The sequence below is a fragment of the Aquabacterium sp. A08 genome (assembly GCF_011742065.1).
This window is the reverse complement of record NZ_JAAQQT010000596.1, coordinates 1-25,437: the sequence shown is the minus strand read 5'-3', so window position 1 is coordinate 25,437 and position 25,437 is coordinate 1. Positions and strand designations below refer to the sequence as shown.

The window sequence follows — 25,437 nt, the reverse complement described above, 5'->3', positions numbered from 1 at the left end:
GATCGTGTTGGTTGGTGTGCTGAAGGCGGTGCTCCGAATATGCAATCTGGTGAGCGTTTCGGTGCGGAGTCCACCAGGCCCTCATCCCATGCGCCGCCCGTCCATCGCGCGCTCGGACAACTGGGTATCCACACATGCAGTGCTTGCCGCCGACGTCCATGGGGCCAAGCTGACGTGGCCGCGCAGCTGGGGGCTCCGGCCGACGACTTTTGACGTGCCCTTTTATCTTCTTCACAGAGCGGTACCGCGCTGAGTGCACCGCCAGCAAGACTGTCGAAGAGGATGTTGGTTGATAAATGTTGTTTTTGGAGCATTTTCTGTTGGTATGTGTTCCAATAACATAATCATGCGCACGCCTTACCCCCTTTCCGTAGAGCAAGCCATGCTCGACCTGGGTCGCCGCATCGCCATCGCTCGCAAAGCACGGGGCTACACCCAGCCGGAGTTGGCTGCAGCCGCGGGCGTTGGACTCTCTACTGTGGTGGGCATCGAGGGCGGTCACCCCGGTGCGTCCATCGGAAATGTCTTCCGGTTGCTGGATGTCCTGCAGCTGCTCGGCCAGGTGGATTCCCTGCTGGACCCTGCCCGCGATGAAATGGTCACAGAGGCGGGGGTCACCAAGCTCATGGGCTCCACCACCGCCTCGTCCACTGTCCGTGGGGATCTGATGCGCGGGAGTTCCCGATGAATTCGGTCCCCGTCTGGGTGTGGATGCCCGAAGAGACCGAACCCATCCTGGCTGGAGAGCTGCGAATCGAAGGGTCCCATAGGGGGCGCTTCCTGTACTCCACGGACTTCAGGGTGCATCCCAAGGCCACGCCTCTGGATCCGGTGTCACTGAGGATGGCGGGCGCCCATGGCGTTCCTGTGAACGCTCCAGAGGGCATTCCAGGCGTGGTCATGGACGCTTGCCCCGCCGGGTACGGCGAAGACCTTTTGCAGAACCTCCATGGTCGAGACAGGACGCTGACCCGGATCGAGCTTCTGGAACTGGGCGCAGGGGACGCAGCGGGGGCTGTTGCGGCCTGCGCCGACATAGACAGAAAGCTTCGCAGTCAGGCGCACAGCCTCGACGCTCTGAAGTACCACATCGAACAACTGGAGGCTGGCCAGCCCAGAGCGAGGGCGATCAAGGACATGCTGGGCGATATGGCCACCAGCGCGGGTGGTGACAGGCCCAAGGCCACGGTTGAGTTCGATGGCCGCCTTTGGATCGCCAAGATGCAGGCCCGCAATGACATGCCGTTTTTGCCGGCGAAGGAATTCGTCTGCATGACCCTGGCGGGCGAGTGCGACATCACCGTCCCGGACATTCGTCTTGAGACCGTCGCCGATGTGGCCGTCCTCCTGGTGCAGCGCTTTGACCGACACGGCGACCCCAAGGCGCCCTGCAAGCGCCTGTATGCCTCCGCTCACACGGCGCTGCAACTGCAGCCCGGCACTGTCGCTGGAGCCCCATCGCGCTCGTACCTGGCACTGGCCGACAAGCTCAGGACCTGGTCGCGTCACAGCGACGATGTGCAGAACGACATCCGAGAGCTATGGCGCCGCATGTGCTTCAACGCCCTGGTCGGCAACGGTGACGACCACCCGCGCAACCATGCCTTCTACCGAGTCAAGGAGGCTTGGCGCCTGGCCCCAGCCTTCGACATCACACCACTGGTCGGCTACCGGGGCTCCCTCAGCATGGGGGTCGAGATCCGCGGCGGTACGGCCGTGAGCGTCGAGCGACTGCTGGAGGCCTCTTTGCGCATGGGCTATGCATCTGCCACAGAGGCCGCCCAGTGGCTGATCCAGGCCGCAGGCCGGGTGGCCCAGCGCTGGGAGCGTGATCTGGCGGCTGCAGGCGTCACGCCCGAGGCGATCTCGGGGGTGCGCAGCGCCTTTGCGCTCAGCGAGCAACTCTCTGACAGCAGCGAGTCGGTCTTGCGGGAAGCCGAGGGGATTTCCAGCCCCTCACGCAGGCGGAAGTCTGCCATAGCCCAAAGCCATCGAGCCGGATAAAACACGCTGCCCGGCAACCGTTTTGCAGCAGTCGGCAAGGGTGCGCGAGGCCGAGTTGCCCAGGGCGCGATAGGGCCGAGGCACTTTTGAATGATCATGGTCTTATAAAATATGTCGAATATGTTTGACATTAAAATCTTGCCTGTGCTCCAATTCGCCCATGAACTTGCTGTCTATAGGCCAACTCGTCAAACAGCGTCGTCAGCTCCTGGGCCTGTCACAGGCCAGGCTTGCCCGGCTCAGCAGCTTGTCGCGCGCGACGATCAACCAACTGGAAACCGGCACGATCGTTGACCTGGGTGCCGCCAAGCTCATCGCACTGCTGGACCTGCTGGGGCTGACGATGGATGCCGCAGAACGTCCGAAGCGGGATAACGCTTTGGCTCTGGCCAGCCGCACGGCCAGCGTGAGCTACAAAGACGTGCTGACACCCGAGGCGTTGGCCGCTGCGCTGGTGGAGGGGCAACTGCCGGCCAACATCACGCCCCAGGTAGCCACTCTGCTCGATGAAGCACCGTTGCCACTCATCGTGGGTGCCGTGGAAGAAATCGCACGCCACACCCATTGCCCCGCAAAGACGCTGTGGAAACATCTGCTGCAGTGGGCCCATGACTTGCAATCGCCAAGGGCGGTGTGGGCATGAGTGCCGGTGAGCAAACGCCCTCCAACTTGCCACCAGGCATTTGGCAGGACCTGCTGCGCCATGCCTATGCCCTGATCGACGAAATCACCCAGCACGGCATCAGCGATCCTGTCTGGACGTTTGGTGGTGGCACTGTGCTGATGCTTCGACACCGCCATCGGGTCAGCAAGGACATCGACATTTTCGTGCCCGATCCGCAGTATCTGGGTTTCGTCTCTCCGCGCTTGAGTGATGTGGCCGAGTCCGTGACGCAGGACTATGTCGAAGGACCAGGGTACATCAAGCTGCTGCGGCCCGAGGGCGAGATTGACTTTGTGGCCTCGCCGAACCTGACCGCAGAGCCGTTCGAGCTGTGGCGGTTGCTAGGGCGGCGGGTGAGGGTGGAGACCTCTGCGGAAATCGTGGCCAAGAAACTCTGGCACCGCGGGGATCGCGCAGCGGCGCGAGACCTGTTTGACTTGGCTTTGGTGATTGAACGTGAGCCCCATGCACTGGAAAGTGCCAGGAAATATCTGGTCCGCCACCGCGAGGCGTTTCTCAGCCAGCTTGAGCAGCGCAAGGCAGTGTTGAAGCTGCAGTTCGATGCGATCGACCGCCTGGACTTCCGGGTGACGTACGATCAGGCACAGCGGATGGCGGGGGAGTTTCTGAGGTCGCTTTGAGCTGGAAAGAGATATTCGCGATCGGCACTTCCGTAGATGCGTTGATGGCTACCCAGCTGCACCAAGACCCATCTCGTTCCCGACTGGGTCCATGAGTTCTGTTCAGCGTAGGGCGGTGGACGCCGCAAAGCAATATTCGCATCGATCAAGGATTGAAATGTATGCCACCAAGTGGCACAATTATTGAATGCGACGCGTCTTCAAAACTCGCCATTTCAGCCGATGGTTGAGAAAGTCAGACCTGACCGATGCTTCACTGTGTGCTGCAGTCAACGAAATGGTGGCTGGGTTGATCGACGCCGAACTGGGCGGCGACGTGGTCAAGAAGCGCGTGGCGTTGCCCGGTCGGGGCAAGCGTGGCGGTGCCCGCACGTTGGTGGCCACCCGCAAAGGCAGCCGTTGGTTCTTTGTCTACGGCTTTGAGAAGAACGAGCGCGCCAACATCACGTCCACCGAATTGGAAGCGCTGCAGACCCTGGCGGGTTCTTTGCTGGGACTGACCGCTATCCAATTGAACACCGCCGTGGAAGACGGCAGCTTGCAGGAGATTTGCCATGGACACTAAAGCCAAGACCCAGGTCAAGGTTCCAGTCAAAAGTCGGATTCTAGAGGCCGTGCACGAGACCGCATCCGACTTGGATCGGCTGGGTTTCATTGACAAGCGAAAGCAGCAAAAACTGGAAGCCCTGTGCCTAGAGCCAATCCCGCATTACGACAGCCAACGCATTCGCAACTTGCGTGAGCACTTGAAGCTCAGCCAGACCGTGCTGGCTTCGGTGCTCAACACCAGTCCGTCCACGGTGCGCAAGTGGGAATTGGGTGACAAACACCCCAGTGGACCATCACTCAAGCTGCTCAACCTGCTAGAGCGCAAGGGCTTGGAGGCCGTGCTGTAAATCGAGTGCCGGTGGCCGGTTGCACACCATCAGGGATATTGGATCTGTCGAAGCCACCGCAGGGCAATGACCGGCGTGTCGTGCAGGCCTTGACCGTCAGGTGCGGCTGTCAATGTCTGTTCCCGATGCGTTCCGCTCAACCGACCTGGAGGATCGGACACATTGGCTCTTGCCGGTACCTGCCCGGTCTCAGATCAGACGACTCGCCGCCACAGGCTCTGACCAAGTGGTTGCTTGCACCGACTGCGTGTGCCATCGACAACGCACTGGGCATGTGACCCTTCAGATTTGATGGTTCACACGGTCTCGTCATTCAAATTTGGGCCATGGTTTTGTGATCTTGTGGGGTGGGTTGGGGCGCTGAGGGCGGAGTCGTGACGTTTCAATCTGGTCAATGATTGACACGGAGACCACCATGCCCCCACCCCTTGCCCCCCCCGTCCAGCGCACGCTCAAGCAACTGGGCACCAACATAGGCCGGGCACGCCGCCGACGTCACTGGAGCCAAGCCGACCTGGCCGAGCAGATAGGCGCTTCGGTCAGCACCGTTCGCCGCCTGGAGAAAGGTGACCCCGGCACCGCGCTGCAGCACCTCATCAGCGTCCTTTTTGTCATGGGCGAAATCCAGTGCGCCAATGGACTCCTCGACACCCCGACCGACCGCATCGGCCTGATGCTCCAGGACAAACGCCTGCCCAAGCGCGTGCGCCAGTCCCGACAAGAGGAGGGCGAGTTGTGATGCACGCCACCGAGCACTCTGCAGACTTGGGCCCGTTTTTGCCCACCGGTCCCTGTGGCCCCCGCATCGCCAATCGTCTGGCCGTCTCCATCGGTCACGAAGGCCGGTCATTGGGCGAGTTGTGCCTGCACACCACACGCGGCGGGCCTTGCTCGTCATTTCGGTACATGAACAGTTGGCTCCAGAGGCCCGGTGGCTACTCGGCGTCTGCGGACCTGCGGTGGACACGGTCGACCCAGTGGACCCAGCCAGCCGGAGGCGATGGCCGCAATGTTTTTGGGGCCATGGCGGATACGCAAGCCCAGGGCTTTGGCTTGAAGGTTTTCAGGAGGGCGCAGGCGCGCGGATTGCTGGACGCTTTTGCTCCTGCCGGGCACGAGCCCAGCCCCATGGATGCGCTGTCGGTCGTGCTGGACAGCGTCCGGCTGGGAGCCCTGAGGCTTCGTCCGGCAGGTTCACCTCGTGTCAATTTGGAGCGCGAGCGGTTTTTGGTGCCGTGGGACTTGGGCTTGAAAAGCATCGCCGTCGCGATCCAGGCCTTCGAGCGACAAGAAGAAGACCTGTGCCAGTTGTTGTGGTTGCTCTACAGTGCCACCGCCCTAGGGGGTGAACGGCCCAAATGCAGCTGGTTCCAAGACAACGGCCAGCTGGCTGTCGCCAAGTTCCCCAGTCATCGGGATACATTTCCCATTACCCGGCTGGAAGTGCTCACCGCCCAGTTGGCCAGGACTGCAGGCATACGGGTGGCCGACCACAGGCTCAAGCATCCCGTGTCAGAGCCGATCGTGCTGGTCGAACGGTTTGACCGCCGCCCAGACGGTGCACGCATCCCCTACCAGTCGGCCTATACCTTGCTGCAAGCCGCGCCGGGCGATGGCATGAGCTGTTTCGATCTGCTGGATGCGATGCGTATCCACTGTGCAGACTACCCCGACGATGCCCGCGAGCTTTGGCGCCGCCTGCTTTTCGACCTGCTGATCAACCACGCCGATGCCGATCTGCGCAAGGTGGGATTCCTTCATGTCGGACACAACCGCTGGCGGCTGGCCCCGGCTGGCGGTCTGACGCCCAGCCTGGACCCTCCCACGCCCGAGTCAATCGGCCACAACGCAACCCCTTCTCCCGGCGGCTCTGTGCAAGCCTTGATGCAAGCGGCGAGTGCCTTCGAACTGGGGCACCAGGAGGCACGGGTTGCACTGCGCCATCAGCTCAACTGCCTCCAGCTGTGGCAAAACCGCGCTCGGGATTTCTCCGTGAACATGAGCCGAGCCGACATCGCTAGGCTGGAGCCGGTTCTGAACAACGTGCATGTCCAGCAGGCACGCCACATGTTGCGGGCGTGAGTGCAAGTCACTGGCGACCCGCCACTATGACCAAGCCAAAATTCTCACATACGGGCGGTTTTAAGTCCAAAAGGTTCGGATTTGAACGCTTAAAGCCAGGAAGCCGTTCTCTGGGCAATGTCGGTCATCCGGGCCTCATCATTTGAGGCCTGCATCGTCCATTCAGCTTTAGTCTTTTTGCAAGCCATTTGTGCAGAGGCTGGGCACGCCCGATCCTGCACCTGTGTGGGCTCATCCCGCACTGGCAATGGCTGGCTTGACCAGTGGGCAGCCCTGGGTTGGTGGCGAGTGCCTCCACGCACTGCACTGCAAGCAGCTCGATCAACTGCCGAAGTTCGCTTGCGTTTGGATAACGCTCAAGCTTCAGCATGCGTTGCAGTCATTGCTGAGGTTGATGGGTCCCCTCTAGGCAGCGCCATACTTCCCTGATGGTTTTGGCGAGCATCCCCCGATTCTCTGGTGTTGGGCATGGGGCGGTGCTCCCTGGTCAAGGATCGTCAGCAAGTGTCATCGCGCAGGCAGCGACAAGCTGGCCGCACCCGCTCAGGGCCTGTATCTTTTTGTGAGACTACAGGAGGGGCTACCCTTAAATCAAAAATTCGTGTATTCGCGCCCGCGGGCACACGCGCGCGCGTTTTTTGAAAGCTTCCTTTAGGCGCGGAAAAAGTGAAAAATCTCAAAATTTCCCTCAAAATCGGGCTGAGAGCGGTTTTCCAGTGACTACCGCCACCGCCACAATTAAACCCAAGTGACTGATGCACTTGGGTTTTTTTCTGGGCGGCTGGCCCTGCCAGCCATTGCTGCGGGGGGCAGCCATGACCCACACCATTCACGATCGGGACTTGCTGGCCAGCCTCGTGCAGTCGTCCGATGACGCGATCATCACCAAGTCGCTCGACGGCACGGTGCTGACTTGGAACTCGGCCGCGGCCCGGATCTTCGGCCACAGTGCCCATGAGATGGTGGGGCAGAAGATGCTCAAGATCTTCCCGCCCGACCGGGTGCACGAGGAGGACGACATCCTGCGCCGCCTGGCCCGGGGCGAGCGCATCGAGCATTTCCGCACCCAGCGGCTGCACAAGAGTGGCGCCTTGCTGGACATTTCCGTCTCCATCTCCCCCATCCTGGGCCCGCACGGCCAGGTCGTGGCGGCGGCCAAGATCGCCCGCGACATCACCGAGCAGGTGCGGGCCGAGCGCGAAATCGCCCAGTACAAGGCCCTGATCGACTCGTCGGAAGACGCGATCATCAGCAAGGACCTGCAGGGCATCATCCGCACCTGGAACGCGGGCGCCCAGCGGATTTTTGGCTACAGCGCCGAGGAGGCGGTGGGCCAGCACGTGGGCCTGCTGTTCCCGAAAGAGCGCCTGCACGAAGAAGACAAGCTGCTGCGCACCGTGCTGTCGGGCGGGGTGGTGCGCCACTTTCGCACCACGCGGCTGACCCGGGACGGGCGGCGGATTTTTGCTTCGATTTCGCTCTCGCCCATCAGGACCGACACCGGCGAGATCATCGGGTTTTCCAAGATCGTGCGCGACCTGACCCAGGAAATCCAGCAGGAGCAGCAACTGTGGCAGGCGGTGCACTACGACAGCCTGACCGGGGCCATGAGCCGTACCGGCATCCACAACGCGGTGGACGACCTGATCCGCATCTCACAGGTGCGGCAGCGTTCGATCGCGGTGGTGCATTGCAATCTCAATGGGTTCGCCCACATCAACGCGCACCTGTCGCCCGACGTGGGTGACCGCGTGCTGGTGAAGGTGGCGCAGACGCTGCGCGAGGTGGTGCGCGAGGCCGATGACATCGGGCGGCTGCACGCCGACCATTTCGTCGTGCTGCTGCAGGGCTTCAGCCAACCCGCGTCCATGGCCACCGCGGTGGACAAGATCCGGGCGGCCATTGCTGGCATCACCGAGGTGGATGGCCACCCGCTGCGGTTGTCGGCCAGCGTCGGTGTGGCGGTGTACCCGGAGGACGGCAAGTCCTGTGCGGGGCTGCTGCGCAAGGCCGAGCAGGCCGCGCGCACCGCCCGGCTCAAGGGCAGCGGTGGGGTGCAATTTTTCTCGCAGCCACATGGCAAGGAGGTGCCGGAGGATTTCTTCATCGTCCAAGGCCTGAACCAGGCCCTGGAAAAAGGCCAGTTGCACCTGGAGTACCAGCCGATGGTGGAGGCCCGCACCGGCCGCCCGGTGAAGGTCGAGGCCCTGTTGCGCTGGACGCACCCGGAGCTGGGGCGTGTGTCGCCAGCGGTGTTCATCCCGTTGGCCGAGAAGTACGGCCTGGTGCGCCCGCTCAGCCGCTGGGTGCTGCGCCAGGCCATGGCCGATCTGGCGCGCTGGACCCACCGCTTCGGCATGGATTTCCAGGTCAGCGTCAACCGCTCGTCGCACGACTTCCACGACCTTGAGGAGTGCCATCACGAGATGCGCGAGGCCCTCCACGAGTTTGGCCTCTGTGGCCGCAACCTGATCGTGGAGGTGACCGAGTATTCGCTGGTGGGCAGCACCAGCGTGACGGAAAACATCCTGAAGGCCTACCGGGCCCTGGGGGTGCAGGTGGCGCTGGACGACTTTGGCACCGGCTATTCGTCCCTCGACTACCTGAAGCGCTACCCAGTGGACTGCCTGAAGATCGACAAGGGCTTTGTCGACACCCTGGCGTTCAGCAGCGTGGACCAGCAGTTGTGCGAGGGCATTGTGGGCTTGGCCAAGCGCCTGGGCCTGCAGGTGGTGGCCGAGGGCGTGGAGACCGCGGCACAGGAGGACATCCTGTGTTCGATGGGGGTGGACTTCATCCAGGGCTACCTCCACGCGCAGCCGATGCGCGCCGAGGCGCTGGAGACTTACCTGGGCCAGGCCCTGGGGTCCCCACCCGCCTGAGGCACACCGTGGCTCAAGCCCGCGCAGCCGGCGGGGCGTCCCAGCCGTGCCGGTCGTCCCCCCGGGCCAGCGGGAAGCTGCGTTCGGCCGAACGCAGCGTGTTCTCGATCAGCATGGTCACCGTCATCGGGCCCACGCCGCCGGGCACCGGGGTGATCCACGAGGCTTTTTCCTTCACCTCGTCGAAGCACACGTCACCGACGATGCGGCCGTCCGGCAGGCGGTTGATGCCGACGTCGATGACGATGGCGCCGCGCTTGACCATCTGCGGCACGATCAGCCCGGGCTTGCCGGCGGCGACGATGAGGATGTCGGCCAGGATGGTGTGCTGCGCCAGGTCGCGCGTTTTGGCGTGGCAGATGGTGACCGTGGCCTCGCGCTGCAGCAGCATCAGGCCCATGGGCTTGCCGACGATGTTGCTGGCGCCCACCACCACCACGTTCTGGCCGGCCACATCGGTGCCGGTGGCGTCCAGCAGCAGTTGCACGCCGTAGGGGGTGCAGGGCGGGAAGATGCTGTGGCCGGTGACCAGCGCGCCGACGTTGTAGAGGTGGAAGCCGTCCACGTCCTTGTCCACCGCGATCGCCTCCAGCACGCGCGCCACCGGGATGTGTGGCGGCAGCGGCAGCTGCACCAGGATGCCGTGCACCTGCTCGTCGGCGTTCAGGCGTTCGATGGTGGCCAGCACCTCGGCCTCGCTCACGTCGGCGGGCAGGCCCACGTGCAGGGAGCGCACGCCACACTCTTCGCAGGCCTTGATCTTGTTGCCGACGTAGACCTGCGAGGCCGGGTTCTCGCCCACCAGGATCACCGCCAAGCCGGGCTGCACGCCCTGGGCCTGGAGGTGCCCCACCCGTTCGCGGAAACCTGCACGCAGCTGCCGCGACAGCGCCTTGCCGTCAATGATCTGGGCGGTCATGGCTCGGGCTCAGCGGAACACCACGGTCTTGTTGCCGTGGATCAGCACGCGGTCTTCCAGGTGGTAGCGCAGGCCGCGCGCCAGCACCGCCTTCTCCACGTCCTTGCCGCTGCGCACCAGTTCTTCGGGCACGTCGGAGTGGTCGATGCGGATCACGTCCTGCTCGATGATCGGGCCCTGGTCGAGTTCGGAGGTGACGTAGTGGCAGGTCGCGCCGATCAGCTTGACGCCGCGCTGGAAGGCCTGGTGGTAGGGCTTGGCGCCGATGAAGCTGGGCAGGAAGCTGTGGTGGATGTTGATGATCTGGCCCGGGAACTTGTCGCACAGGTCGGGCGAGAGGATCTGCATGTAGCGCGCCAGCACCATGGCGTCGGCGTCGGCCTCGCGGTAGAGGCGCTCGACCTCGGCGTAGGCCTGGACCTTGGTGTCGGGCGTGACCGGCACGTGGTGGAAGGGGATGCCGTGCCACTCCACCAGGCCGCGGAAGGTTTCGTGGTTGGAGATGACGCAGGGAATGTCGATGTCCAGTTCGCCGGACTGCCAGCGGCCCAGCAGGTCGTACAGGCAATGCTCCTGCTTGGAGACCAGGATGACGACGCGCTTTTTGCGCGCGCTGTCGGCGATGCGCCATTGCATGCCAAAGGGTTCGGCCAGCTGGGCGAAAGCGGCGCGAAATGCGTCGATGTCGAGTTGCAGCGAGTCGGCCAGGATCTCCTGGCGCATGAAGAACATGGCGGACTCGGCGTCGGCGTGGTGGCTGGCTTCGGTGATCCAGCCGTTGTGCTGGGCCAGGAAGTTGCTGACGGCGGCGACGATGCCGACGCGGTCGGGGCAGGACAGGGACAGGGTGTAGCGGCGGGGCGGGGTGCTCATGGTGGGGCCTTGTTCAGTCTTTGGCGGTGCGCTTGGTTTTTTGCGGGTCGTCGAAGGGCAGGGTGTGGGCGGTGGCGGCGCACTGCAGCGCGGCACCGCGCAGGGTCATCGCCTTCCCATGCACCGCGTACGCCGGGTCGAGGCGGGCGATGGCCATGGAGCGGCCGGTCAGGCGCGAGTACATGCCGCAGGTGACGAAGCCGACCTTGCGCTCGCCGTCGTACAGCGCGTCGCCGGCCTGGGCCGCTTCTTTGCTGGCCAGTTCGACGCCGAAGATCTTGAAGCGCTCCTTGCCTTGGAGGCGGTAGTGTTCGGCGGCGCCGCGGAACTCGGTCTTGCCGGGCGAGACGGTGAAGTCCAGCCCCAGCTCCCACAGGGTGTCGCCAATGGGCTCACCCTCCATGGGGTACATGTCGGAGTTGTCGTAGGGGTAGAACAGCAGGCAGCTTTCCACGCGCAGCCAGTCCAGCGCGGTGAAGGCGCAGGGCACGATGCCCATGGCCTGGCCCTCTTCGACGATGGTGTCCCAGATGGTGGGCGCGTCGGCGGCCTTGCAGAAGATCTCGTAGCCGCGTTCGCCGGTGTAACCGGTGCGCGAGATGGTGACCGGGCGGCCGAACAGCGTGGTGTGGGTGTGGTGAAAGTAGGGCAGCTGGCGGATGCCCGGCACGTGTTGGGACAGGTACTCCACCGCCAGCGGGCCTTGCAGCGACAGGTCGTGTAGGTCGTCGTCGAACAGCACCGAGACGTTGCGGCCGACCGCGCCGCGGGTCAGGATCTCGTGGCCCTGGCCGGCGCCGTGCACCACCATGAAGGCGTTGGGGCCGTTGCGGTAGATGACGCAGTCGTCGATGAACTTGCCGTCCTCGTTGAGCATGCAGGCGTAGACCGATTTGCCCGGGTAGAGCTTGCTGACGTTGCGGGTGGTGGCGTGGTTGATGAGCATCTCGGCGTGCGGGCCGATGACGTGCACCTTCTTCAGGCCGGACACGTCCATCAGGCCGGCCTTGGTGCGGATGGCCTCGTGTTCGTCGGCCAGGTCGGTGCGGTAGGTCCAGGCCGTGCCCATGCCGTTCCAGTCGGCCAGGGACGAGCCGAGTGCGCGGTGGCGGTCGGCCAGGGCAGAGATGCGCCAAGAAGTCATGTGTCTCTCCAGTGCAGATGAAAGAAGGAAATGAATGGGAGGGCTCAGGCCGTTTCGGCCAGGGTGTCGGTGTCGGCGTGGGTGCCCACGGGCAGCGGCGCGCCGTCGTCGTGGGCGGCCAGGTGGGCCACGGCCAGCGGCAGGTAGCGGGTCAGGCCCTTGTATTCGGCCAGGGCCGGGTGCAGGGTGGACAGCACGCGGTGCAGGCGCTTGCCCCACTTGGGCACGCGCGCCAGGTCGTCGAGCGAGGCCAGGTAGCCGCGGATTGGGAACAGCAAGGCGTTGCTGCGCGGCAGGCGCCACAGGGTCTGCAGTTCCACCCGCAGGTGCAGCTTGCGGCCGATGTTCTCGGGCGTGAGCGAGGCGCGGTCGGGGCCCCACTCGGGGTAGCTTTCGGGTGAGGTGTCGAGCCGCGGGTTGACCGTCATGGTCCAGTTCAGGCGCCGCACCGGCTGGCCCAGGCGCACCATCAGCAGGTACTTGAGCGCACGTTCGAACACCCCGGCCTGGTGCGCCAGCGGCACCGGGCCGTGCCATTCCATGAAGCCCATGCCGACGTTGAAGTCCAGCGACCAGTCGGCCTGCGAGGTCACCATGCCGGCGTCCAGGAACAGGTTGTTGTCGCGCTGGTCGCAGATGGCGAAGTCGCCCTGCACCTGGCGGGTGATGTACTCGAAGGGCTCGCAGGGCAGCGTGGCGGCGTCGCCGAAGGTGAAGGTCTGCACCAGGCCCAGCGGGCGGTTGGTCCAGGTCCAGCTGGCGCCGAAACCGTCGCCGGATTTCTGCAGCGCGAAGTGTTCCGGGTAGTCGCGGGACAGGCTCTCCATCAGCAGCTCCAGCGTGTCCCACTGGGCCGTCATCATGTGCGGCAGCGCTTGGCAGCGGCCGGGGTCGCGTTCGAGCGTGATGGCCCGGTCGCGGCACTCGGCGATGTAGTGCTCGTCCACGTCGAAGGCGTGCACGAAGGCGTCGCTCGGCCCGCTGCCGTTGTGCGGCTCCATGTTGACGCTGTACATGTAGCGGTCTTCCGGGAACGGGAACGGGAAGCGCAGGATGGCGGTGTCGCTGTTGCGGTAGGTGTAGTCGCCGCGGAAGGTTTCGTCGGGCTTGAAGGCGAGGCTCATGGGTGGCTCCTGTGGGGGTGTGGACTCAGAGGTCCAGCACCAGCTGCGGGCTGCGCGCGCGGGAGACGCAGGGCATGATCAGCCGGCCGCTGGCGCGTTCGGCGGGGCTGAGGCAGTGGTCGCGGTGCTCGGGCTCGCCGTCGAGCACCGGGGTGATGCAGACGCCGCAGGCCCCACCGCGGCACAGGCAGGGTGCGGCCACGCCGGCGCGTTCCAGCGCTTCGAGCAGGCTTTCGTCCTCGGCCACCCGCAGGCGCAGGCCAGATTTGTGCAGCACCGCCTCGAAGGCGTTGCCGCCGGCGCTGGCGCCGCCGAAGTGTTCGGTGTGGACCTGGCTGGCTGGCCAGCCGGCGGCCGCGGCGGCTCGCACCACCGCGTCGTTCAGGTCGCTGGGGCCGCAGACGTAGAGGTGGGTGCCGGCCGGCTGGTCGGCCAGCAGCGCGGCGGTGTCGAGCCGGTGGCCGTCGGCGTCCCAGTGGAAGCGCACGTCGGCCCCGTCGGGCAACCAGGGTTGGAAGACGTCTTTCTCCGACTCGCGGCAGCAGACGTGCAGGCTGGCGCCGGTCTGGCGCACGCCGGCGTCCTGCAGGTAGGACAGGAAGGGCGTGATGCCGATGCCGCCGGCGATCATCAGGTGGTGGCGCGCGGGGCGCACCGGGGCGAACAGGTTGCCGGGGGGCTGGGCGTCTAGCCGGTCGCCGACCCGCAGGCGCTCGTGCACCGTGGCCGAGCCGCCGCGCGAGGTGGGCACCCGGCGCACGATGACGTCGTAGCCGCTGCGCGTGCCTGGCGGGTTGACCAGCGAGTAGGCGTTGCGGTGGGTGCGTGCCGCGCCCGGCAGGCTCAGCAGCACGTGCGCGCCGGCGCCGGTGGGGGGCAGGGCCGAGCCGTCGGCCGCTTCCAGGCGCAGGTGGCGCAGGCTGGGCGCGATGTCGTCGATGGCGGCGACCCGCAGTTTCAGGGCAGACACGATCATGGAAACACCTCCTGCACCGCCGGGCGCTGGCCCGGGGCTTCGGCATCGACCATCACGCCCATGAAGGCGCCGTGACGGCGGGAAAAGTGGTCGCGCACCAGCAGGTGCCGGCCGCAGCCGGCGCAGGGCACGGTGTGGGTGGTCACGCCTTCGGTGACGCCGTGGCAGTGGGTGCACCAGACGCGCCGGCGCAGGCTGCCGGCGTGGGCCAGGCGCAGCTGTTCGGGCGCCAGGCCGGCGGCCCGGGCCAGCGCGGCGACCGACCAGATGAAGGGCTCGGTGCCCTGCACATAGAGGCGGTCGTGGACGCGGAACGGTCCGGTCTGGGCCAGCGCGTCCGCCAGGGCGGGCGTGTCGGCCAGCACGGACACCGGCAGACGGCCCAGGGCGAGCGCACCGACCGACCAAACCTGCAAGGCACCGGCCACCGGCGCGAAGGCTTCGGCCAGGGCCTGGCAGCCCTCGGCGTTCTGGGCCGCCGCCTCCAGCACCAGCCAGTGGCGCACGGCCGTGGCGTCCGGCCGCAGGGGCTGGTAGACAGGGCGGCTCTTGATGTCGGAAGCGGCGTTGGTCATGGCGGCCTCCGCGTCAGCCGTTCTGGCCCGGAATCCAGTTGGTGCCGGCCAGCGGCACCTGGGCCATGGCGGCGGCCTCCACCGTCAGCGCCACCAGGTCTTCGGGCTCCAGGTGGTGCACGTCCTGCTTGCCGCAGGCGCGGGCCAGGGTGGTCAGCTCCATGGTCAGCGTCTTGAGGTAGTTCTTGACGTGCTTGGCGCCGTTGTCGGGCTCCAGGCGCTGCTCCAGGATCGGGTCCTGCGTGGTCACGCCCACCGGGCACTTGCCGGTGTGGCAGTGGTGGCAGTAGCCGGCCTGGGTGCCCAGCGCGGCGTAGTCGGCCTCGGCGCTGTGGTTCTGGCCGCCCTGCTGGTAGGTGTCGCGGTTGCAGCCCAGGGCCATCAGCACGCCCTGGCCGATGGCCACCGCGTCGGCGCCCAGCGCCAGCGCCTTGGCCACGTCGGCCCCGGTGCGGATGCCGCCCGAGACGATGAGCTGCACCGTGTCGATCATGTCCAGGTCGCGCAGCGCGGCCACGGCCTGGCGCACCGCCGCCAGCGTGGGGATGCCAGCGTGTTCGATGAAGCAGGTCTGGGTGGCCGCGGTGCCGCCTTGCATGCCGTCCACCACCACCACGTCGGCGCCGGCGTGGACCGCCAGCTTGACGTCGTTGTAAACGCGGGTGGCGCCCACCTTGACGTAGATGGGCTTTTCCCAGTCGGTCAGTTCGCGCAGTTCCTGGATCTTGATGGTCAGGTCGTCCGGGCCGGTCCAGTCCGGGTGGCGGCTGGCCGAGCGCTGGTCCACGCCCTGGGGCAGGGTGCGCATCTTGGCCACGCGCGGGTTCACCTTCTGGCCCAGCAGCATGCCGCCGCCGCCCGGCTTGGCGCCCTGGCCCAGCACCACCTCGATGGCGTCGGCGCGGCGCACGTCGTCGGGGTTGAAGCCGTAGCGCGAGGGCAGGCACTGGTACACCAGCGTCTTGGACGACTGGCGTTCCTCGGACGTCATGCCGCCGTCACCGGTGGTGGTGCTGGTGCCCATGGCGGTGGCGGCCTTGCCCAGCGCTTCCTTGACGTTGGCCGACAGCGCGCCGAAGCTCATGCCGGCCACGGTGATCGGGGTGTCCAGCACGATGGGCTTTTTGGCGAAGCGGGTGCCCAGCACGGTCTTGGTGGAGCACTTTTCGCGGTAGCCCTCCAGCGGGTAGCGCGAGAGCGAGGCGGTGAGGAAGACCAGGTCGTCGAAGTGCGGCAGCTTGCGCTTGGCGCCCAGGCCGCGGATTTCGTACAGGCCGGTGCCGGCGGCGCGGTGGATGTAGTCCAGCGTGCTGCGGTCGAAACTGGCGGACTCTTCGCGCTGCAGGCGTTTGAAGGCGATGGGGTGTTCGGTGCTCATGGGGGCTCCTCAATAGGTCTGATCGGCGTCGGCGTTCCAGTGGTACAGGCTGCGGGCCGAGGCCACACGCTTGAAATCCTGGGGGGCGTGGTGCAGGCCGGCGGCGGCCAGCAGTTCGGTCAGCGCGGCGATGTCGGCCTCGCCCAGGGGCTCGAGCTGGGCGTCGGCGCCCAGGCTCTTGATCTCGCCCTTGACGTAGATCACCGCCTCGTAGAGCGAGTCGCCGAGCGCGTCGCCGGCGTTGCCGCAGACCACCATGCGCCCGGCCTGGGCCATGAAGCCCGAGAAGCTGCCCACGGAACCGCCGACCACGATGTCGGCGCCCTTGAGCGAAATGCCGCAGCGCAGGCCGGCGTCGCCGTCGATCACCAGCAGGCCGCCGTGCGCCGAGGCGCCGGCGCCGTTGGAGGCGAAGCCCTTGACGTGGACTTTGCCGCTCATCATGTTCTCGGCCACGCCGGTGCCGGCGCTGCCTTCGATGGTGACGTCGGCGAACTTGTTCATGCCCGCGGCGTAGTAGCCGGCATGGCCCACCACGGTGACCTGCACCGGGGCGTTGATGCCGACCGCGATGTTGTGCGCGCCGTCCGGGTTGAGCACGGTGATGTGCTGGCCGGCCAGCGATTCGGGCGTGCCGTGCAGGTGCTGGTTGAGCTCGCGGACGGTGCGCGCGCTCAGGTCAAAGGTCAGATTTTCCATACGTACATCTCCTCGGGTGCGGGTTCAAAAACCGTGGCGTGCTTGACGTCCGGCAGGTGCGCGAGCGAGCGGAATTCGGAGGCGATGGCGACGTAGTCGTCGGTTTCGGCCACCACCGCCGGCTTGCAGGCGAAGGGGTCGCGGATCAGGGCCAGCTCGGTCGGCGTGCCCATGAGGAAGGTGAAGAAGCCGTCCAGCGCCTCGAAGCCCTTTTGCAGCGCCGCGTGCAGGGTGTCGCCCTCGCGCAGGCGCCACTCCAGGAAGCGGCAGGCGGCCTCGGTGTCGTTGTCGGTCTCGAAGCGGATGCCGCGCGGCTCCAGCATGCGGCGGATGCCGTTGGGGTTGGACAGCGAGCCGTTGTGCACCAGGCAGAAGTCCTCGCCGGCGGTGAAGGGGTGGGCGCGGTCGGGCGTGACGGCCGATTCGGTGGCCATGCGGGTGTGGCCCACCAGGTGGCTGCCGGTGAGCGCGCCGAAGTCGTAGCGCTGCGCCACCTCGGCCGGGGTGCCGATGTCCTTGTACAGCTCGATGCCGCGGCCGGTGGACAGCAGGTGCAGCTTGGCGTCCTGCGCTTGCACAAAGGCCTGGACCGGTTCGGCCGGGCCGTCAAAAGTGAACACGGCGTGGTTGCCCTTGGCCACGACGTGGGCGTGCACGCCCAGGGCCGCGTTCAGGGCATCGGCCAGGCCTATCCAGTCGTAGGCGGCGCCGGCTTCGGTCAGGCCCGAATAGACGCTGATCTTGCGCTGGCCTTCCGGCAAGGGCTGGCCGAACACGGCCATGCCGGCCGAGTCCGGGCCGCGCTCGGTCATGCCGATCAGCATCGGCACCATCAATTCGCCCAGGCGGCTGTACAGCGCCGGCTTTTTCAACAACAAACCCACAATTCCACACATGGTTGCTTCCTTCAGAAAAATTCCAGGTATTGCTTGACTTCCCACTCGGAGACGTGGCGCATGTACTCGATCCACTCCATGCGCTTGTGTTTGAGGAACTCGCCCGTGACCGGCCCAAGCGCCTCGCGGATGACGGTGTCGGCCTCCAGCGCGTCGAGCGCGGCGTTCAGGTTCTGCGGCAGCAGGCCGATGCCGGCTTCGGCCAGTTGCGCCTCGCTCCACTCGTACAGGTTGACGTTGCGCGGCACGCCCGGGTCCATGCCCTTGGCGATGCCGTCCATGCCCGCGGCGATGACGGCGGCCGTGGCCAGGTAGGGGTTGCAGGCGCCGTCGGGCAGGCGCAGTTCCAGCCGGCCCTTGGGGATGCGCACCATGGTCGAGCGGTTGTTGTCGCCGTAGCTGATGTAGGCCGGGGCCCAGGTGGCGCCGGTCAGCGAACGGCCCACCACCAGGCGCTTGTAGGAGTTGACGGTGGGTGCGCACAGGGCGGTCAGTGCCGGTGCGTGGTGCAGCAGGCCGGCCATGAACTGGTAGGCCATGGGCGAGAGTTCCAGCCCGTTCGGGTCGGCCTTGTCCTGGAACAGGTTGCGCTGGCCGTCGCCGATGGACAGGTGCATGTGCATGCCGTTGCCCGGCCGGTTGGCGAAGGGCTTGGGCATGAAGGAGCAGATCAGGCCGAGTTCGTTGGCGATCTCGCTGGCGGCCATCTTGAAGAAGACGAAGTGGTCGCAGGAGGTCAGGCAGTCGGCGTAGGTGTAGTTCAGTTCGAACTGGCCGTTGGCGTCCTCGTGGTCGATCTGGTAGACGTCGATGCCGGTGGCGCGCATGGCGTCGGAGAGCTTTTCCAGAAACACCCGGGTACGCGACAGGCCCTTGTAGTCGTAGCAGGGCTTGGCCAGGGTGTCGCTGGCGTCGTGGGGCACGATGCTGCCGTCGGCGTGGCGGCGCAGCAGCGAGAACTCGGGTTCCAGGCCGGTGAACATGGTCAGGCCCTGTTCGGCCAGGCGCGCCACTTGCTTTTTCAGCACCACGCGGCTGTCGTAGGCCCAGGGCTCGCCCTCGACGTGGCCTTCGCAGACGATGCGCGCCAGCCCGGGTTGCCAGGGCACCAGCGAAACGGTGGACAGGTCGCCCACGGCCATGAAGTCGGGGCCGTGTGGCTCGATGCCCACGCCGCAGATGGCAAAGCCGGCGAAGCCCGCGCCATCGGTCATGACGGTGTTCAAATGGTCCACCGGCACCGACTTGGCCTTGGCCACGCCGTGGATGTCCACGAACTGGGCCAGCACATAGGCCACGCCCTGGGATTTGAGGTAGCTTTGGGCGTCTTCCACGCGCTCAAAGCGCTTGGGGGGCACCAGGGCCCCCGGGTCGAAGGGGTTGGCGAAAGGGGTGGCAAGTGTGTTCAAGGCTGAGCTCCTGTGTGAGGCATGGGGGCGGCGAACGATCGGGGGACCAGGTGTCGGCATTGGTGCATGACCGCTGTCGATGTTTCTTGTAATGCAACATTTGTGCCTGATGTGAATATTTCGTGGGTGCCGAGCGCCTACACTTTTTGGAACGACCGTCAAGGAGAGGCCGATGAACAAAACCGCTGAAAAACCCGCCGTTTCGCTGGAGGAAGCGGTCGGTTCCGCCATCAAGGAACTGCGCCAGCGCCACGGGCTGACGATCGCGCAGGTGTCGGAGCAGGCCAGCATCAGCCGGGGCATGCTGTCCAAGATCGAGAACGGCCAGACCTCGGCCGGCATGGACACCTTGGCGCGCATCGCGCGCGCGCTCGGGGTGTCCATGTCCATGCTGTTCAGCAAGTACGACGTGTCGGTCAACACCGCCCAGCACATCAAAAAGGGCGCGGGCATGGAAGTGGTGCGCCGCGGCACCAAAAGCGGGCACACCTACCAGCTGCTGGCCTACGACCAGGGCCCGATCAAGTTGTTCGAGCCCTTTCTGATCACCATGGACGACGATTCGGAGCACTACCCCACCTTCCAGCACCCGGGCACGGAGCTGCTGTACATGCTGGAGGGCCAGCTGGAGTACCGCTGTGGCCACGACACCTACCTGCTGGAGCCGGGCGATGCGCTGACGTTTCAGGGGGAGGTGGCGCACGGGCCGGAAAAGCTGGTGAAGTGCCCGATCAAGTTCCTGTCCTTCATCGTCTACCCGCGCAGCGCGGAATGAAGCCAGGGCACCGAGGGGCCCGGCGCCTCAGCGCAGGGCGGTGACGAGCAGCAGGCCGTCGGGCCCGGTGGGGAAGAGTCGGGTGGGGGCGAGCGGGCCGTGCAGGTGCAGGACTTCGCCGGTGCCCAGGGTCAGCGACCCGGTGTCGGCCCCGTGGGTCTGGAAGTGGCCGCGCAGCACCAGCGCCAGCACGTCGGGCGCTTGGGGCAGTGCCACCGTGTCGCCCTCGGCGATGAGCAGGTCGGCCTGGGCCCGGCCACGGCGCACCATCACGTTCCAGAGCTGGGTGGGCACGCGCGGGGCGTCGCAGGCCAGTGCCAGTTCGCCCGGGAACTGGGCGTAGGCGCCAGGGCCTTCAAAGTGCCAGGCCTGGCCTTCGCCCGCCAGCCGCAGGCCGGCGCCGCAGACCATGACCGCGGTGCGGTCCAGGCCGTCGAACACGGAAAACGGCCCGGCGGCGCCGATGTCGGCCACGCTGACGCGCCAGCACAAGGTGTCCTGCTCGCTGTGGCTGGCCACGGTGCGGGTCCAGCCCGCGCCGTTGCGCCAGGGTTCGCGCGGCAGGTCCTCGATGGCAAAACGCCGCCAGGGGGCGGGGCCCACGCTCATGCGGCCCCCGTGGGGGCAGCCGGCAGGCCGGCGGTCAGGGCCGGCAGCGCCTCGAACAGGTCGCCCACCAGGCCCAGGTCGGCCACCGAGAAGATGGGCGCGTCCGGGTCTTTGTTCACGGCGACGATGACGCCCGCGTCCTTGATGCCGGCCAGGTGCTGGATCGCCCCGGAGATGCCGAAGGCCAGGTAGACGTCGGGCGCCACGGTCTTGCCGGTCTGGCCGATCTGGATGGCGTTGGGGGCGAAGCCGGCGTCCACCGCCGCGCGCGAGGCGCCGACCGCGCCGCCCAGGTGGTCGGCCAGCTGCTCGACCAGGCCCATGTGTTCGCGCGCGCCCACGCCGCGGCCGGCGGCCACCACCACCCGGGCGCGGCCCAGGTCGGGGCGGCTGCTGCTGGCCGCGTCGCGCCGCTCCAACTGGGTGCGGGCGTCGGGTTCGACCGAGGCCAGCGCCACCACCGGGCAGGGCGTTTGCGTGCCGCTGGCCGCGGCGAAGCCGGCCGGGCGCACGGTGAGCAGGCGGCGCGCGCTGTGGGTCTGCACCTCGGCCAGCACGCTGCCGGCGTACAGGGGGCGCACGAAGCGGTCGGGGGCGGGCAGCGCCAGCACGTCGCTCAGGTAGGCGGCTTGCAGCCGGGCGGCGGCGCGGGGCAGGGCGCCCCGGTGCAGCGCGCGGTGGCTGGCCAGCAGGGTGCGGTAGCCAGGCATCAGCGCTTCCAGCTGGCGCGCCAGCGTTTCGGCCGACGGGGCGGCCCACTGCGGGTGTTCGGCCAGCAGCACCTGGCCGACGCCGGCCCAGCCGGCCACCGCCTGGGCCACGGCCGCGCCCTGGGCGCCCAGCACCAGCAGGTGCACCGGGTCGCCCAGTTGCAGGGCCGCGGCCAGCAGTTGCTGGCTGGCGGGTTCGGGGTGTTGGCCGTCGTGTTCGACGAGGACGAGGGTGGTCATGGGACGGGTTCCTGGGGCGCTTCAGGCGCCGGGTTGCAGGGCGGGCAGCTGGCGCAGCTGGGCCAGCAGTTGCGGCAGGTCGGCCAGGCGTTGGCCGGCGGCGCGGGCGGGCGGGGTGGTGCAGGCGGCAACGCTGCAGTGGGCCGGGGTGTCGGCGGCCAGGTCGGCCAGCGCCACCGTGTCGATGGGGGCTTTCTTGGCCTTCATCATGCTGGGCAGGCCGATGGGGCGCGGGTCGCACAGGCGCAGGTCCACGCCCAGCACGGCGGGCAGCGGCAGGCGCCACTGTTCCAGGCCCAGGTCGCCGTCGCAGTCCGCACGCAGGCCGCCGTCGGTCCATTCGACGCGGTTGACCGACAGCGCCTGCGGCCAGTCCAGCAGGGCGGCCAGGGCCGGGGCGGTGTCGCCCAGGTCGTCGTCGATGGCTTGTTTGCCGCACAGCAGCAGGTCCACGCCCTCACGCTGCACCAGCGCGGCCAGGCCGGCCAGCACGGCCGGGCCGTCGGGCGCGGCGCTGCCGGGGTCCAGCAGCAGGGCGCGGTCGGCGCCCATGGCCAGGGCGGTGCGCAGCACGTCCTGCACCACCGGCTGGCCGCAGGCCACCACCGTGACCTGGCTGGCCACACCCGCCTGGCGCCAACGCACCGCCTGCTCCACCGCCACCTCGTCAAAGGGGTTCAGGGACATTTTGAGCCCGGCGGTGTCCACACCGGTGCCGTCGCTGCGCACCCGCACCTTGACGTTGTAGTCGACCACGCGCTTGACAAAAACCAGTACATGCATGGTGGGCCTCCGGATCAGGACACGGCGCCCAGTCCGTAGCGGCCGGTCAGCAGCTGGCCGCTGCGGAAACGCTCGTGGGCGTAGGGGGTCAGCGGCACCTCGGTCGGCAGGCCCAGCGCTTCCTGCGCCAGCACCAGGCCCACGCCCGGCGACAGCTTGAAGCCGTGGCCGGAGAAGCCGTAGCCCACCACCAACCCGGGCACGTCGGGCAGGCGGCCCAGCACCGGGTTCCAGTCGGGCGTGACGTCGTAAACGCCGGTCCAGGACGAAGCCAGGCCGGCTTCGCCGAAGGACGGGAAGCGCTCGGCCACCTGGCCGCCCACCTCCACCACGTAGTCCATGGAGATGTCGCCCTGCTCGTTGTCGGGCGCGGCCAGGGTCTCGCCCACCGTGCCTTCGCTCACCAGCATCTGGTTGCCGCCGTAGCTGCGGCAGTACAGCATGCCGGGCGAGCCCAGGTCCTTGAACACCGGCATCTGGAAGCTGTAGGCCTCGGGGCCCTCCAGGGCCAGCACGGCGTGGCGTTCGGCCTTGACGGGCGTGGGCACGCCGGTCCATTTTTCGATGTCGGTGGCCCAGATGTTCTGGGTGCTGATGACGGTGTCGCTGTGGAAGGTGCCCTGGCTGGTTTCCACGCCGACCACGCGGCCGCCGTCCAGCAGCAGGCGCTCCACGTTCACGCCTTCCATGATCTTGACGCCCAGGCGGCGCGCGGCGCGGGCAAAGCCGGTGGCCACCAGGTAGGCGTCGGCGAAGCCGGCTTCCGGTTCAAAGCCGATCAGCGCCGCGTCGTCGAACTGGGCGATGGGCAGTCGGGTGCGCGCTTCCGCCTGGTCGATCAGGCGCACCTCCACGCCCATGCGTTCCTGGCCCGCCAGGGCCGCGCGCAGCGGTTCCAGCTTCGGGCCCTCGGGGGCGCAGATGAGGTAGCCGCATTTCACCAAGCCGGCCGAGGCCTCTTCGTCGCCCAGGTAGCCGGCGAAGTCCTGGAACACCGACCAGGATTTCTTGGCCAGTTCCACGTTTTCGATCACCGAATAGTGGGTGCGCAGGATGCCGGAGGACTGGGTGCTGGTGCCGGCGCCGATCTGCGACCGGTCGAGCACCAGCACATTTTTGGCGCCCAGGCGGGCGAGGTGGTAGGCGACCGAACTGCCGATCACACCGGCGCCGATCACGATGGCGTCATAGCTTTGCATGGGGGGCTTTCTGTGTGGAAAAAGGTTGGCGATGGCTGCAGCTTAGGCGGCCCCCACCGGGCGCCACACAACTGAAGCCATTTCGATGCTATGTTTTGGTTTTTCTGAATTTGTGGCCGCCTGCGGCCGAACCTGACACCATGCGCACCATGTCTCCCCGCTCCGCCGGCCCCCGCCCGCCCCGCCGTTCGCGCGTCCTGCCCGACCTGCAGGCACTGGAAGCCTTCGTCGCCGTTTGCGACGCCGGCTCCATGGCGCTGGCCGCGCAGCAGCTCGGTGTGAGCCAGAGCGCGCTCAGCCAGGCCGTCAAGACCCTGGAGGCCGACCTGGGCACACCGCTGCTGGACCGCGAGGTGCGCCCCGCCGTGCCCACCCACGCCGGGCAGGTGCTGCGCGAGCGCGCCAGCCGGCTGCTGGCCCAGGCGCGCACCCTGGTCGACCAGGTGCGCGCCAGCGCCCGCCAGGCGCACGCCCAGATCCACCTCGGCTGCGTCGATTCCTTCGCCGCCACCGTCGGCCCCAGCCTGATCCGTGCGCTGTCGGGCTCGGCCCAGCAGATGCTGATGTGGTCGGGCCTGACGCCGGCGCTGACGCAGCAGTTGCGCGGGCGCGAACTCGACTTCGCCATCTGCACCGATTCCGCCATCGACGACCCGCGCATCACCCAGCGCCTGCTGTTTTCCGAGTCCTGGGTGGCGGTGTTCCCCAAGGCGCACCCGGTGCGGCCCCTGGCCTCGGTGCGCGAACTGGCCGAGCTGCCTGGCGGCCTGCCCCTGATCCGCTACAGCCAGCGTTCGGTGATCGGCCAGCAGATCGAACGCTTCCTGCGCCACGCCGGCGTGCAGGCCCCGCGCGCCTGCGAGTTCGACGCCACCGACCCGCTGCTCAGCCTGGTGGCCTCGGGCCTGGGCTGGGCCCTGTCCACCCCCTTGTGCCTGTGGCAGTCGCGCCACCACCTGGACGAGGTGGTGGTGTTGCCCCTGCCCGCCACCCGGCTGGGCCAGCGCCATTTTTTCCTGTTGGCGCGGGAGGACGAATGGGCCGGCCTGGACGCCCACATCGCCCGCATCGCCCGCGACGTGATCCGCCAGGACACGGCCGTGGCCATCCACCGCGCCATGCCCGGCCTGCCGGCCGACGCCCTGTCTTGTCCCGACGAAGAAAGCCCCCCATGACCCCCGACGCCCTCGACGACACCCCCACCTACACCCTGCAGCGCGGCCACCTGCCGCTGCTCATCTCCATCCCGCACCTGGGCACCGAACTGCCGCCCGAGTTCGCCGCCGGCATGACCGACACCGCCCCGGTGCTGCAGGACACCGACTGGCACCTGGACCGGCTCTACGCCTTCGCCCGGGGCCTGGGCGCCTCGGTGCTGCAGGCCAAGGTGTCGCGTTACGTGATCGACCTCAACCGCCCGCCCGGTGGCGAAAGCCTCTACCCGGGCCAGACCACCACCGGCCTGTGCCCGACCGAAACCTTCCGCGGCGAACCGCTCTACGGCGCGGCTCCGGCCCCGGACGACGCCCAGCAGGCCGACCGGCTGGCGCGCTACTGGCGCCCCTACCACGACGCGCTGCGCGGCGAGCTGGACCGGCTGCGCGCCCAACACGGCGCGGTGCTGTTGTGGGACGCCCATTCCATCGCCAGTGTGCTGCCGCGCCTGTTCGAGGGCAAGCTGCCCGACCTCAACTTCGGCACCGCCGACGGGCGCAGTTGCGCGCCGGCCCTGCTGGACGCGGTGGTGGACGAGGCCCGCCAGAGCCCCTTCAGCCACGTGGTCAATGGCCGCTTCAAGGGCGGCTACATCACCCGCCACTACGGCGTGCCGGCCCATGGGGTGCACGCCATTCAGCTGGAAATGGGGCAGGACCTCTACATGCAGGAAACCCCGCCTTTCCCCTACCTGGAGCACCTGGCCACCTCGGTGCAGCCGCTGCTGCAGCGCATGCTGCAGCG

The 25,437-nt window shown here is 67.2% G+C and carries 26 protein-coding genes; 12 read left to right on the top strand and 14 right to left on the bottom strand.

Translation table 11 applies throughout. The features are described 5' to 3' along the window. Nucleotides 1–346: 346 nt before the first annotated feature. The 9 genes from HA630_RS08575 to HA630_RS08535 all read left to right on the top strand — a co-directional run bounded on the left by HA630_RS08575 (nucleotide 347) and on the right by HA630_RS08535 (nucleotide 9,169). Nucleotides 347–688 (top strand): helix-turn-helix domain-containing protein, encoded by a 342-nt coding sequence (locus HA630_RS08575; RefSeq protein WP_166833964.1) that lies wholly within the window; start codon nucleotides 347–349, stop codon nucleotides 686–688. After that, a complete protein-coding gene (locus HA630_RS08570) occupies nucleotides 685–2,004 on the top strand; it encodes a type II toxin-antitoxin system HipA family toxin (RefSeq protein ID WP_166833965.1) in 1,320 nt (439 codons plus the stop codon). Before HA630_RS08575 ends, HA630_RS08570 begins: the two co-directional genes overlap by 4 nt. A 160-nt stretch (nucleotides 2,005–2,164) precedes the next feature. Further along, nucleotides 2,165–2,647 carry a helix-turn-helix transcriptional regulator gene (locus HA630_RS08565; RefSeq protein WP_166833967.1) on the top strand — a complete coding sequence of 161 codons (483 nt, stop codon included), beginning with the start codon at nucleotides 2,165–2,167 and terminating at the stop codon, nucleotides 2,645–2,647. After that, nucleotides 2,644–3,309: a nucleotidyl transferase AbiEii/AbiGii toxin family protein gene (locus tag HA630_RS08560; protein WP_166833969.1), complete on the top strand. Its 666-nt coding sequence runs from the start codon at nucleotides 2,644–2,646 to the stop codon at nucleotides 3,307–3,309. The genes HA630_RS08565 and HA630_RS08560 overlap by 4 nt, the downstream gene beginning before the upstream one ends. A gap of 187 nt (nucleotides 3,310–3,496) precedes the next feature. After that, complete coding sequence (locus tag HA630_RS08555; RefSeq protein WP_166833971.1) at nucleotides 3,497–3,874, top strand: type II toxin-antitoxin system RelE/ParE family toxin; 378 nt, start codon at nucleotides 3,497–3,499, stop codon at nucleotides 3,872–3,874. Further along, nucleotides 3,864–4,205: a DNA-binding transcriptional regulator gene (locus HA630_RS08550; RefSeq protein WP_166833973.1), complete on the top strand. Its 342-nt coding sequence runs from the start codon at nucleotides 3,864–3,866 to the stop codon at nucleotides 4,203–4,205. The genes HA630_RS08555 and HA630_RS08550 overlap by 11 nt, the downstream gene beginning before the upstream one ends. A gap of 415 nt (nucleotides 4,206–4,620) precedes the next feature. After that, nucleotides 4,621–4,944: a helix-turn-helix domain-containing protein gene (locus HA630_RS08545; RefSeq protein ID WP_166833975.1), complete on the top strand. Its 324-nt coding sequence runs from the start codon at nucleotides 4,621–4,623 to the stop codon at nucleotides 4,942–4,944. A 284-nt stretch (nucleotides 4,945–5,228) separates the two neighbouring features. Then, entirely contained in the window at nucleotides 5,229–6,287 is a 1,059-nt protein-coding gene (locus HA630_RS08540) for a type II toxin-antitoxin system HipA family toxin (RefSeq protein ID WP_166833977.1), read from the top strand. A gap of 815 nt (nucleotides 6,288–7,102) precedes the next feature. Then, complete coding sequence (locus HA630_RS08535) at nucleotides 7,103–9,169, top strand: bifunctional diguanylate cyclase/phosphodiesterase (RefSeq protein WP_166834089.1); 2,067 nt, start codon at nucleotides 7,103–7,105, stop codon at nucleotides 9,167–9,169. 13 nt (nucleotides 9,170–9,182) lie between these two features. On the opposite strand, the gene folD is transcribed toward HA630_RS08535, so the two are convergent. From folD to glnT, 10 genes are read right to left on the bottom strand one after another with little or no spacing between them, the layout of a single operon-like run. Next, complete coding sequence (folD, locus tag HA630_RS08530) at nucleotides 9,183–10,088, bottom strand: bifunctional methylenetetrahydrofolate dehydrogenase/methenyltetrahydrofolate cyclohydrolase FolD (RefSeq protein ID WP_166834087.1); 906 nt, start codon at nucleotides 10,086–10,088, stop codon at nucleotides 9,183–9,185. A 9-nt stretch (nucleotides 10,089–10,097) separates the two neighbouring features. Continuing rightward, nucleotides 10,098–10,961, bottom strand: a complete 864-nt coding sequence (gene purU / locus HA630_RS08525; protein WP_166834048.1) for a formyltetrahydrofolate deformylase — start codon at nucleotides 10,959–10,961, stop codon at nucleotides 10,098–10,100. Between the two features lie 13 nt (nucleotides 10,962–10,974). Then, nucleotides 10,975–12,105: an aminomethyltransferase family protein gene (locus HA630_RS08520; RefSeq protein WP_166834050.1), complete on the bottom strand. Its 1,131-nt coding sequence runs from the start codon at nucleotides 12,103–12,105 to the stop codon at nucleotides 10,975–10,977. A gap of 44 nt (nucleotides 12,106–12,149) precedes the next feature. Further along, nucleotides 12,150–13,229: a DUF3445 domain-containing protein gene (locus HA630_RS08515; RefSeq protein WP_166834052.1), complete on the bottom strand. Its 1,080-nt coding sequence runs from the start codon at nucleotides 13,227–13,229 to the stop codon at nucleotides 12,150–12,152. Nucleotides 13,230–13,254: 25 nt separating this feature from the next. Continuing rightward, nucleotides 13,255–14,205 carry a PDR/VanB family oxidoreductase gene (locus HA630_RS08510; protein ID WP_208300033.1) on the bottom strand — a complete coding sequence of 317 codons (951 nt, stop codon included), beginning with the start codon at nucleotides 14,203–14,205 and terminating at the stop codon, nucleotides 13,255–13,257. Beyond that, entirely contained in the window at nucleotides 14,202–14,780 is a 579-nt protein-coding gene (locus tag HA630_RS08505) for a dimethylamine monooxygenase subunit DmmA family protein (protein WP_166834054.1), read from the bottom strand. The genes HA630_RS08510 and HA630_RS08505 overlap by 4 nt, the downstream gene beginning before the upstream one ends. Nucleotides 14,781–14,793: 13 nt before the next feature. Continuing rightward, nucleotides 14,794–16,158: an FMN-binding glutamate synthase family protein gene (locus tag HA630_RS08500; protein WP_166834056.1), complete on the bottom strand. Its 1,365-nt coding sequence runs from the start codon at nucleotides 16,156–16,158 to the stop codon at nucleotides 14,794–14,796. A 9-nt stretch (nucleotides 16,159–16,167) separates the two neighbouring features. Next, the gene (locus HA630_RS08495) at nucleotides 16,168–16,857 is read right to left on the bottom strand and encodes a protein glxC (protein ID WP_166834057.1); all 690 of its coding nucleotides are present in this window, start codon (nucleotides 16,855–16,857) and stop codon (nucleotides 16,168–16,170) included. Further along, on the bottom strand, nucleotides 16,845–17,753 hold the full coding sequence (locus HA630_RS08490) for a class II glutamine amidotransferase (RefSeq protein WP_166834059.1): 909 nt from the start codon (nucleotides 17,751–17,753) through the stop codon (nucleotides 16,845–16,847). Before HA630_RS08490 ends, HA630_RS08495 begins: the two co-directional genes overlap by 13 nt. A gap of 11 nt (nucleotides 17,754–17,764) precedes the next feature. Beyond that, on the bottom strand, nucleotides 17,765–19,162 hold the full coding sequence (gene glnT / locus HA630_RS08485; RefSeq protein ID WP_243855417.1) for a type III glutamate--ammonia ligase: 1,398 nt from the start codon (nucleotides 19,160–19,162) through the stop codon (nucleotides 17,765–17,767). Nucleotides 19,163–19,334: 172 nt separating this feature from the next. On the opposite strand from glnT, the gene HA630_RS08480 reads away from it, so the two are divergent. Next, complete coding sequence (locus tag HA630_RS08480; protein ID WP_166834061.1) at nucleotides 19,335–19,937, top strand: XRE family transcriptional regulator; 603 nt, start codon at nucleotides 19,335–19,337, stop codon at nucleotides 19,935–19,937. A 27-nt stretch (nucleotides 19,938–19,964) separates the two neighbouring features. Here the strand turns inward: HA630_RS08480 and HA630_RS08475 are convergent, their stop codons facing one another. From HA630_RS08475 to HA630_RS08460, 4 genes are read right to left on the bottom strand one after another with little or no spacing between them, the layout of a single operon-like run. Next, nucleotides 19,965–20,546 carry a HutD family protein gene (locus HA630_RS08475; RefSeq protein WP_166834063.1) on the bottom strand — a complete coding sequence of 194 codons (582 nt, stop codon included), beginning with the start codon at nucleotides 20,544–20,546 and terminating at the stop codon, nucleotides 19,965–19,967. Beyond that, the gene (locus HA630_RS08470) at nucleotides 20,543–21,496 is read right to left on the bottom strand and encodes an electron transfer flavoprotein subunit alpha/FixB family protein (RefSeq protein ID WP_166834065.1); all 954 of its coding nucleotides are present in this window, start codon (nucleotides 21,494–21,496) and stop codon (nucleotides 20,543–20,545) included. The genes HA630_RS08475 and HA630_RS08470 overlap by 4 nt, the downstream gene beginning before the upstream one ends. A 21-nt stretch (nucleotides 21,497–21,517) precedes the next feature. Next, nucleotides 21,518–22,279 carry an electron transfer flavoprotein subunit beta/FixA family protein gene (locus HA630_RS08465; protein ID WP_166834067.1) on the bottom strand — a complete coding sequence of 254 codons (762 nt, stop codon included), beginning with the start codon at nucleotides 22,277–22,279 and terminating at the stop codon, nucleotides 21,518–21,520. Between the two features lie 14 nt (nucleotides 22,280–22,293). Then, nucleotides 22,294–23,478 (bottom strand): FAD-binding oxidoreductase, encoded by a 1,185-nt coding sequence (locus HA630_RS08460; protein WP_166834069.1) that lies wholly within the window; start codon nucleotides 23,476–23,478, stop codon nucleotides 22,294–22,296. A gap of 149 nt (nucleotides 23,479–23,627) precedes the next feature. On the opposite strand from HA630_RS08460, the gene HA630_RS08455 reads away from it, so the two are divergent. Further along, on the top strand, nucleotides 23,628–24,653 hold the full coding sequence (locus HA630_RS08455) for a LysR family transcriptional regulator (protein WP_243855415.1): 1,026 nt from the start codon (nucleotides 23,628–23,630) through the stop codon (nucleotides 24,651–24,653). Then, the coding region (gene hutG, locus HA630_RS08450) for an N-formylglutamate deformylase (protein ID WP_166834072.1) at nucleotides 24,650–25,437 on the top strand (788 nt) is incomplete at its 3' end. The genes HA630_RS08455 and hutG, both read left to right, overlap by 4 nt.

Coding starts and splice junctions, on each gene's coding strand:
- HA630_RS08575 (WP_166833964.1), top strand. CDS start 347: ATGCGCACGCCTTACCCCCTTTCCGTAGAGCAAGCCATGCTCGACCTG.
- HA630_RS08570 (WP_166833965.1), top strand. CDS start 685: ATGAATTCGGTCCCCGTCTGGGTGTGGATGCCCGAAGAGACCGAACCC.
- HA630_RS08565 (WP_166833967.1), top strand. CDS start 2,165: ATGAACTTGCTGTCTATAGGCCAACTCGTCAAACAGCGTCGTCAGCTC.
- HA630_RS08560 (WP_166833969.1), top strand. CDS start 2,644: ATGAGTGCCGGTGAGCAAACGCCCTCCAACTTGCCACCAGGCATTTGG.
- HA630_RS08555 (WP_166833971.1), top strand. CDS start 3,497: ATGCGACGCGTCTTCAAAACTCGCCATTTCAGCCGATGGTTGAGAAAG.
- HA630_RS08550 (WP_166833973.1), top strand. CDS start 3,864: ATGGACACTAAAGCCAAGACCCAGGTCAAGGTTCCAGTCAAAAGTCGG.
- HA630_RS08545 (WP_166833975.1), top strand. CDS start 4,621: ATGCCCCCACCCCTTGCCCCCCCCGTCCAGCGCACGCTCAAGCAACTG.
- HA630_RS08540 (WP_166833977.1), top strand. CDS start 5,229: ATGGCGGATACGCAAGCCCAGGGCTTTGGCTTGAAGGTTTTCAGGAGG.
- HA630_RS08535 (WP_166834089.1), top strand. CDS start 7,103: ATGACCCACACCATTCACGATCGGGACTTGCTGGCCAGCCTCGTGCAG.
- folD (WP_166834087.1), bottom strand. CDS start 10,088: ATGACCGCCCAGATCATTGACGGCAAGGCGCTGTCGCGGCAGCTGCGT.
- purU (WP_166834048.1), bottom strand. CDS start 10,961: ATGAGCACCCCGCCCCGCCGCTACACCCTGTCCCTGTCCTGCCCCGAC.
- HA630_RS08520 (WP_166834050.1), bottom strand. CDS start 12,105: ATGACTTCTTGGCGCATCTCTGCCCTGGCCGACCGCCACCGCGCACTC.
- HA630_RS08515 (WP_166834052.1), bottom strand. CDS start 13,229: ATGAGCCTCGCCTTCAAGCCCGACGAAACCTTCCGCGGCGACTACACC.
- HA630_RS08510 (WP_208300033.1), bottom strand. CDS start 14,205: ATGATCGTGTCTGCCCTGAAACTGCGGGTCGCCGCCATCGACGACATC.
- HA630_RS08505 (WP_166834054.1), bottom strand. CDS start 14,780: ATGACCAACGCCGCTTCCGACATCAAGAGCCGCCCTGTCTACCAGCCC.
- HA630_RS08500 (WP_166834056.1), bottom strand. CDS start 16,158: ATGAGCACCGAACACCCCATCGCCTTCAAACGCCTGCAGCGCGAAGAG.
- HA630_RS08495 (WP_166834057.1), bottom strand. CDS start 16,857: ATGGAAAATCTGACCTTTGACCTGAGCGCGCGCACCGTCCGCGAGCTC.
- HA630_RS08490 (WP_166834059.1), bottom strand. CDS start 17,753: ATGTGTGGAATTGTGGGTTTGTTGTTGAAAAAGCCGGCGCTGTACAGC.
- HA630_RS08480 (WP_166834061.1), top strand. CDS start 19,335: ATGAACAAAACCGCTGAAAAACCCGCCGTTTCGCTGGAGGAAGCGGTC.
- HA630_RS08475 (WP_166834063.1), bottom strand. CDS start 20,546: ATGAGCGTGGGCCCCGCCCCCTGGCGGCGTTTTGCCATCGAGGACCTG.
- HA630_RS08470 (WP_166834065.1), bottom strand. CDS start 21,496: ATGACCACCCTCGTCCTCGTCGAACACGACGGCCAACACCCCGAACCC.
- HA630_RS08465 (WP_166834067.1), bottom strand. CDS start 22,279: ATGCATGTACTGGTTTTTGTCAAGCGCGTGGTCGACTACAACGTCAAG.
- HA630_RS08460 (WP_166834069.1), bottom strand. CDS start 23,478: ATGCAAAGCTATGACGCCATCGTGATCGGCGCCGGTGTGATCGGCAGT.
- HA630_RS08455 (WP_243855415.1), top strand. CDS start 23,628: ATGTCTCCCCGCTCCGCCGGCCCCCGCCCGCCCCGCCGTTCGCGCGTC.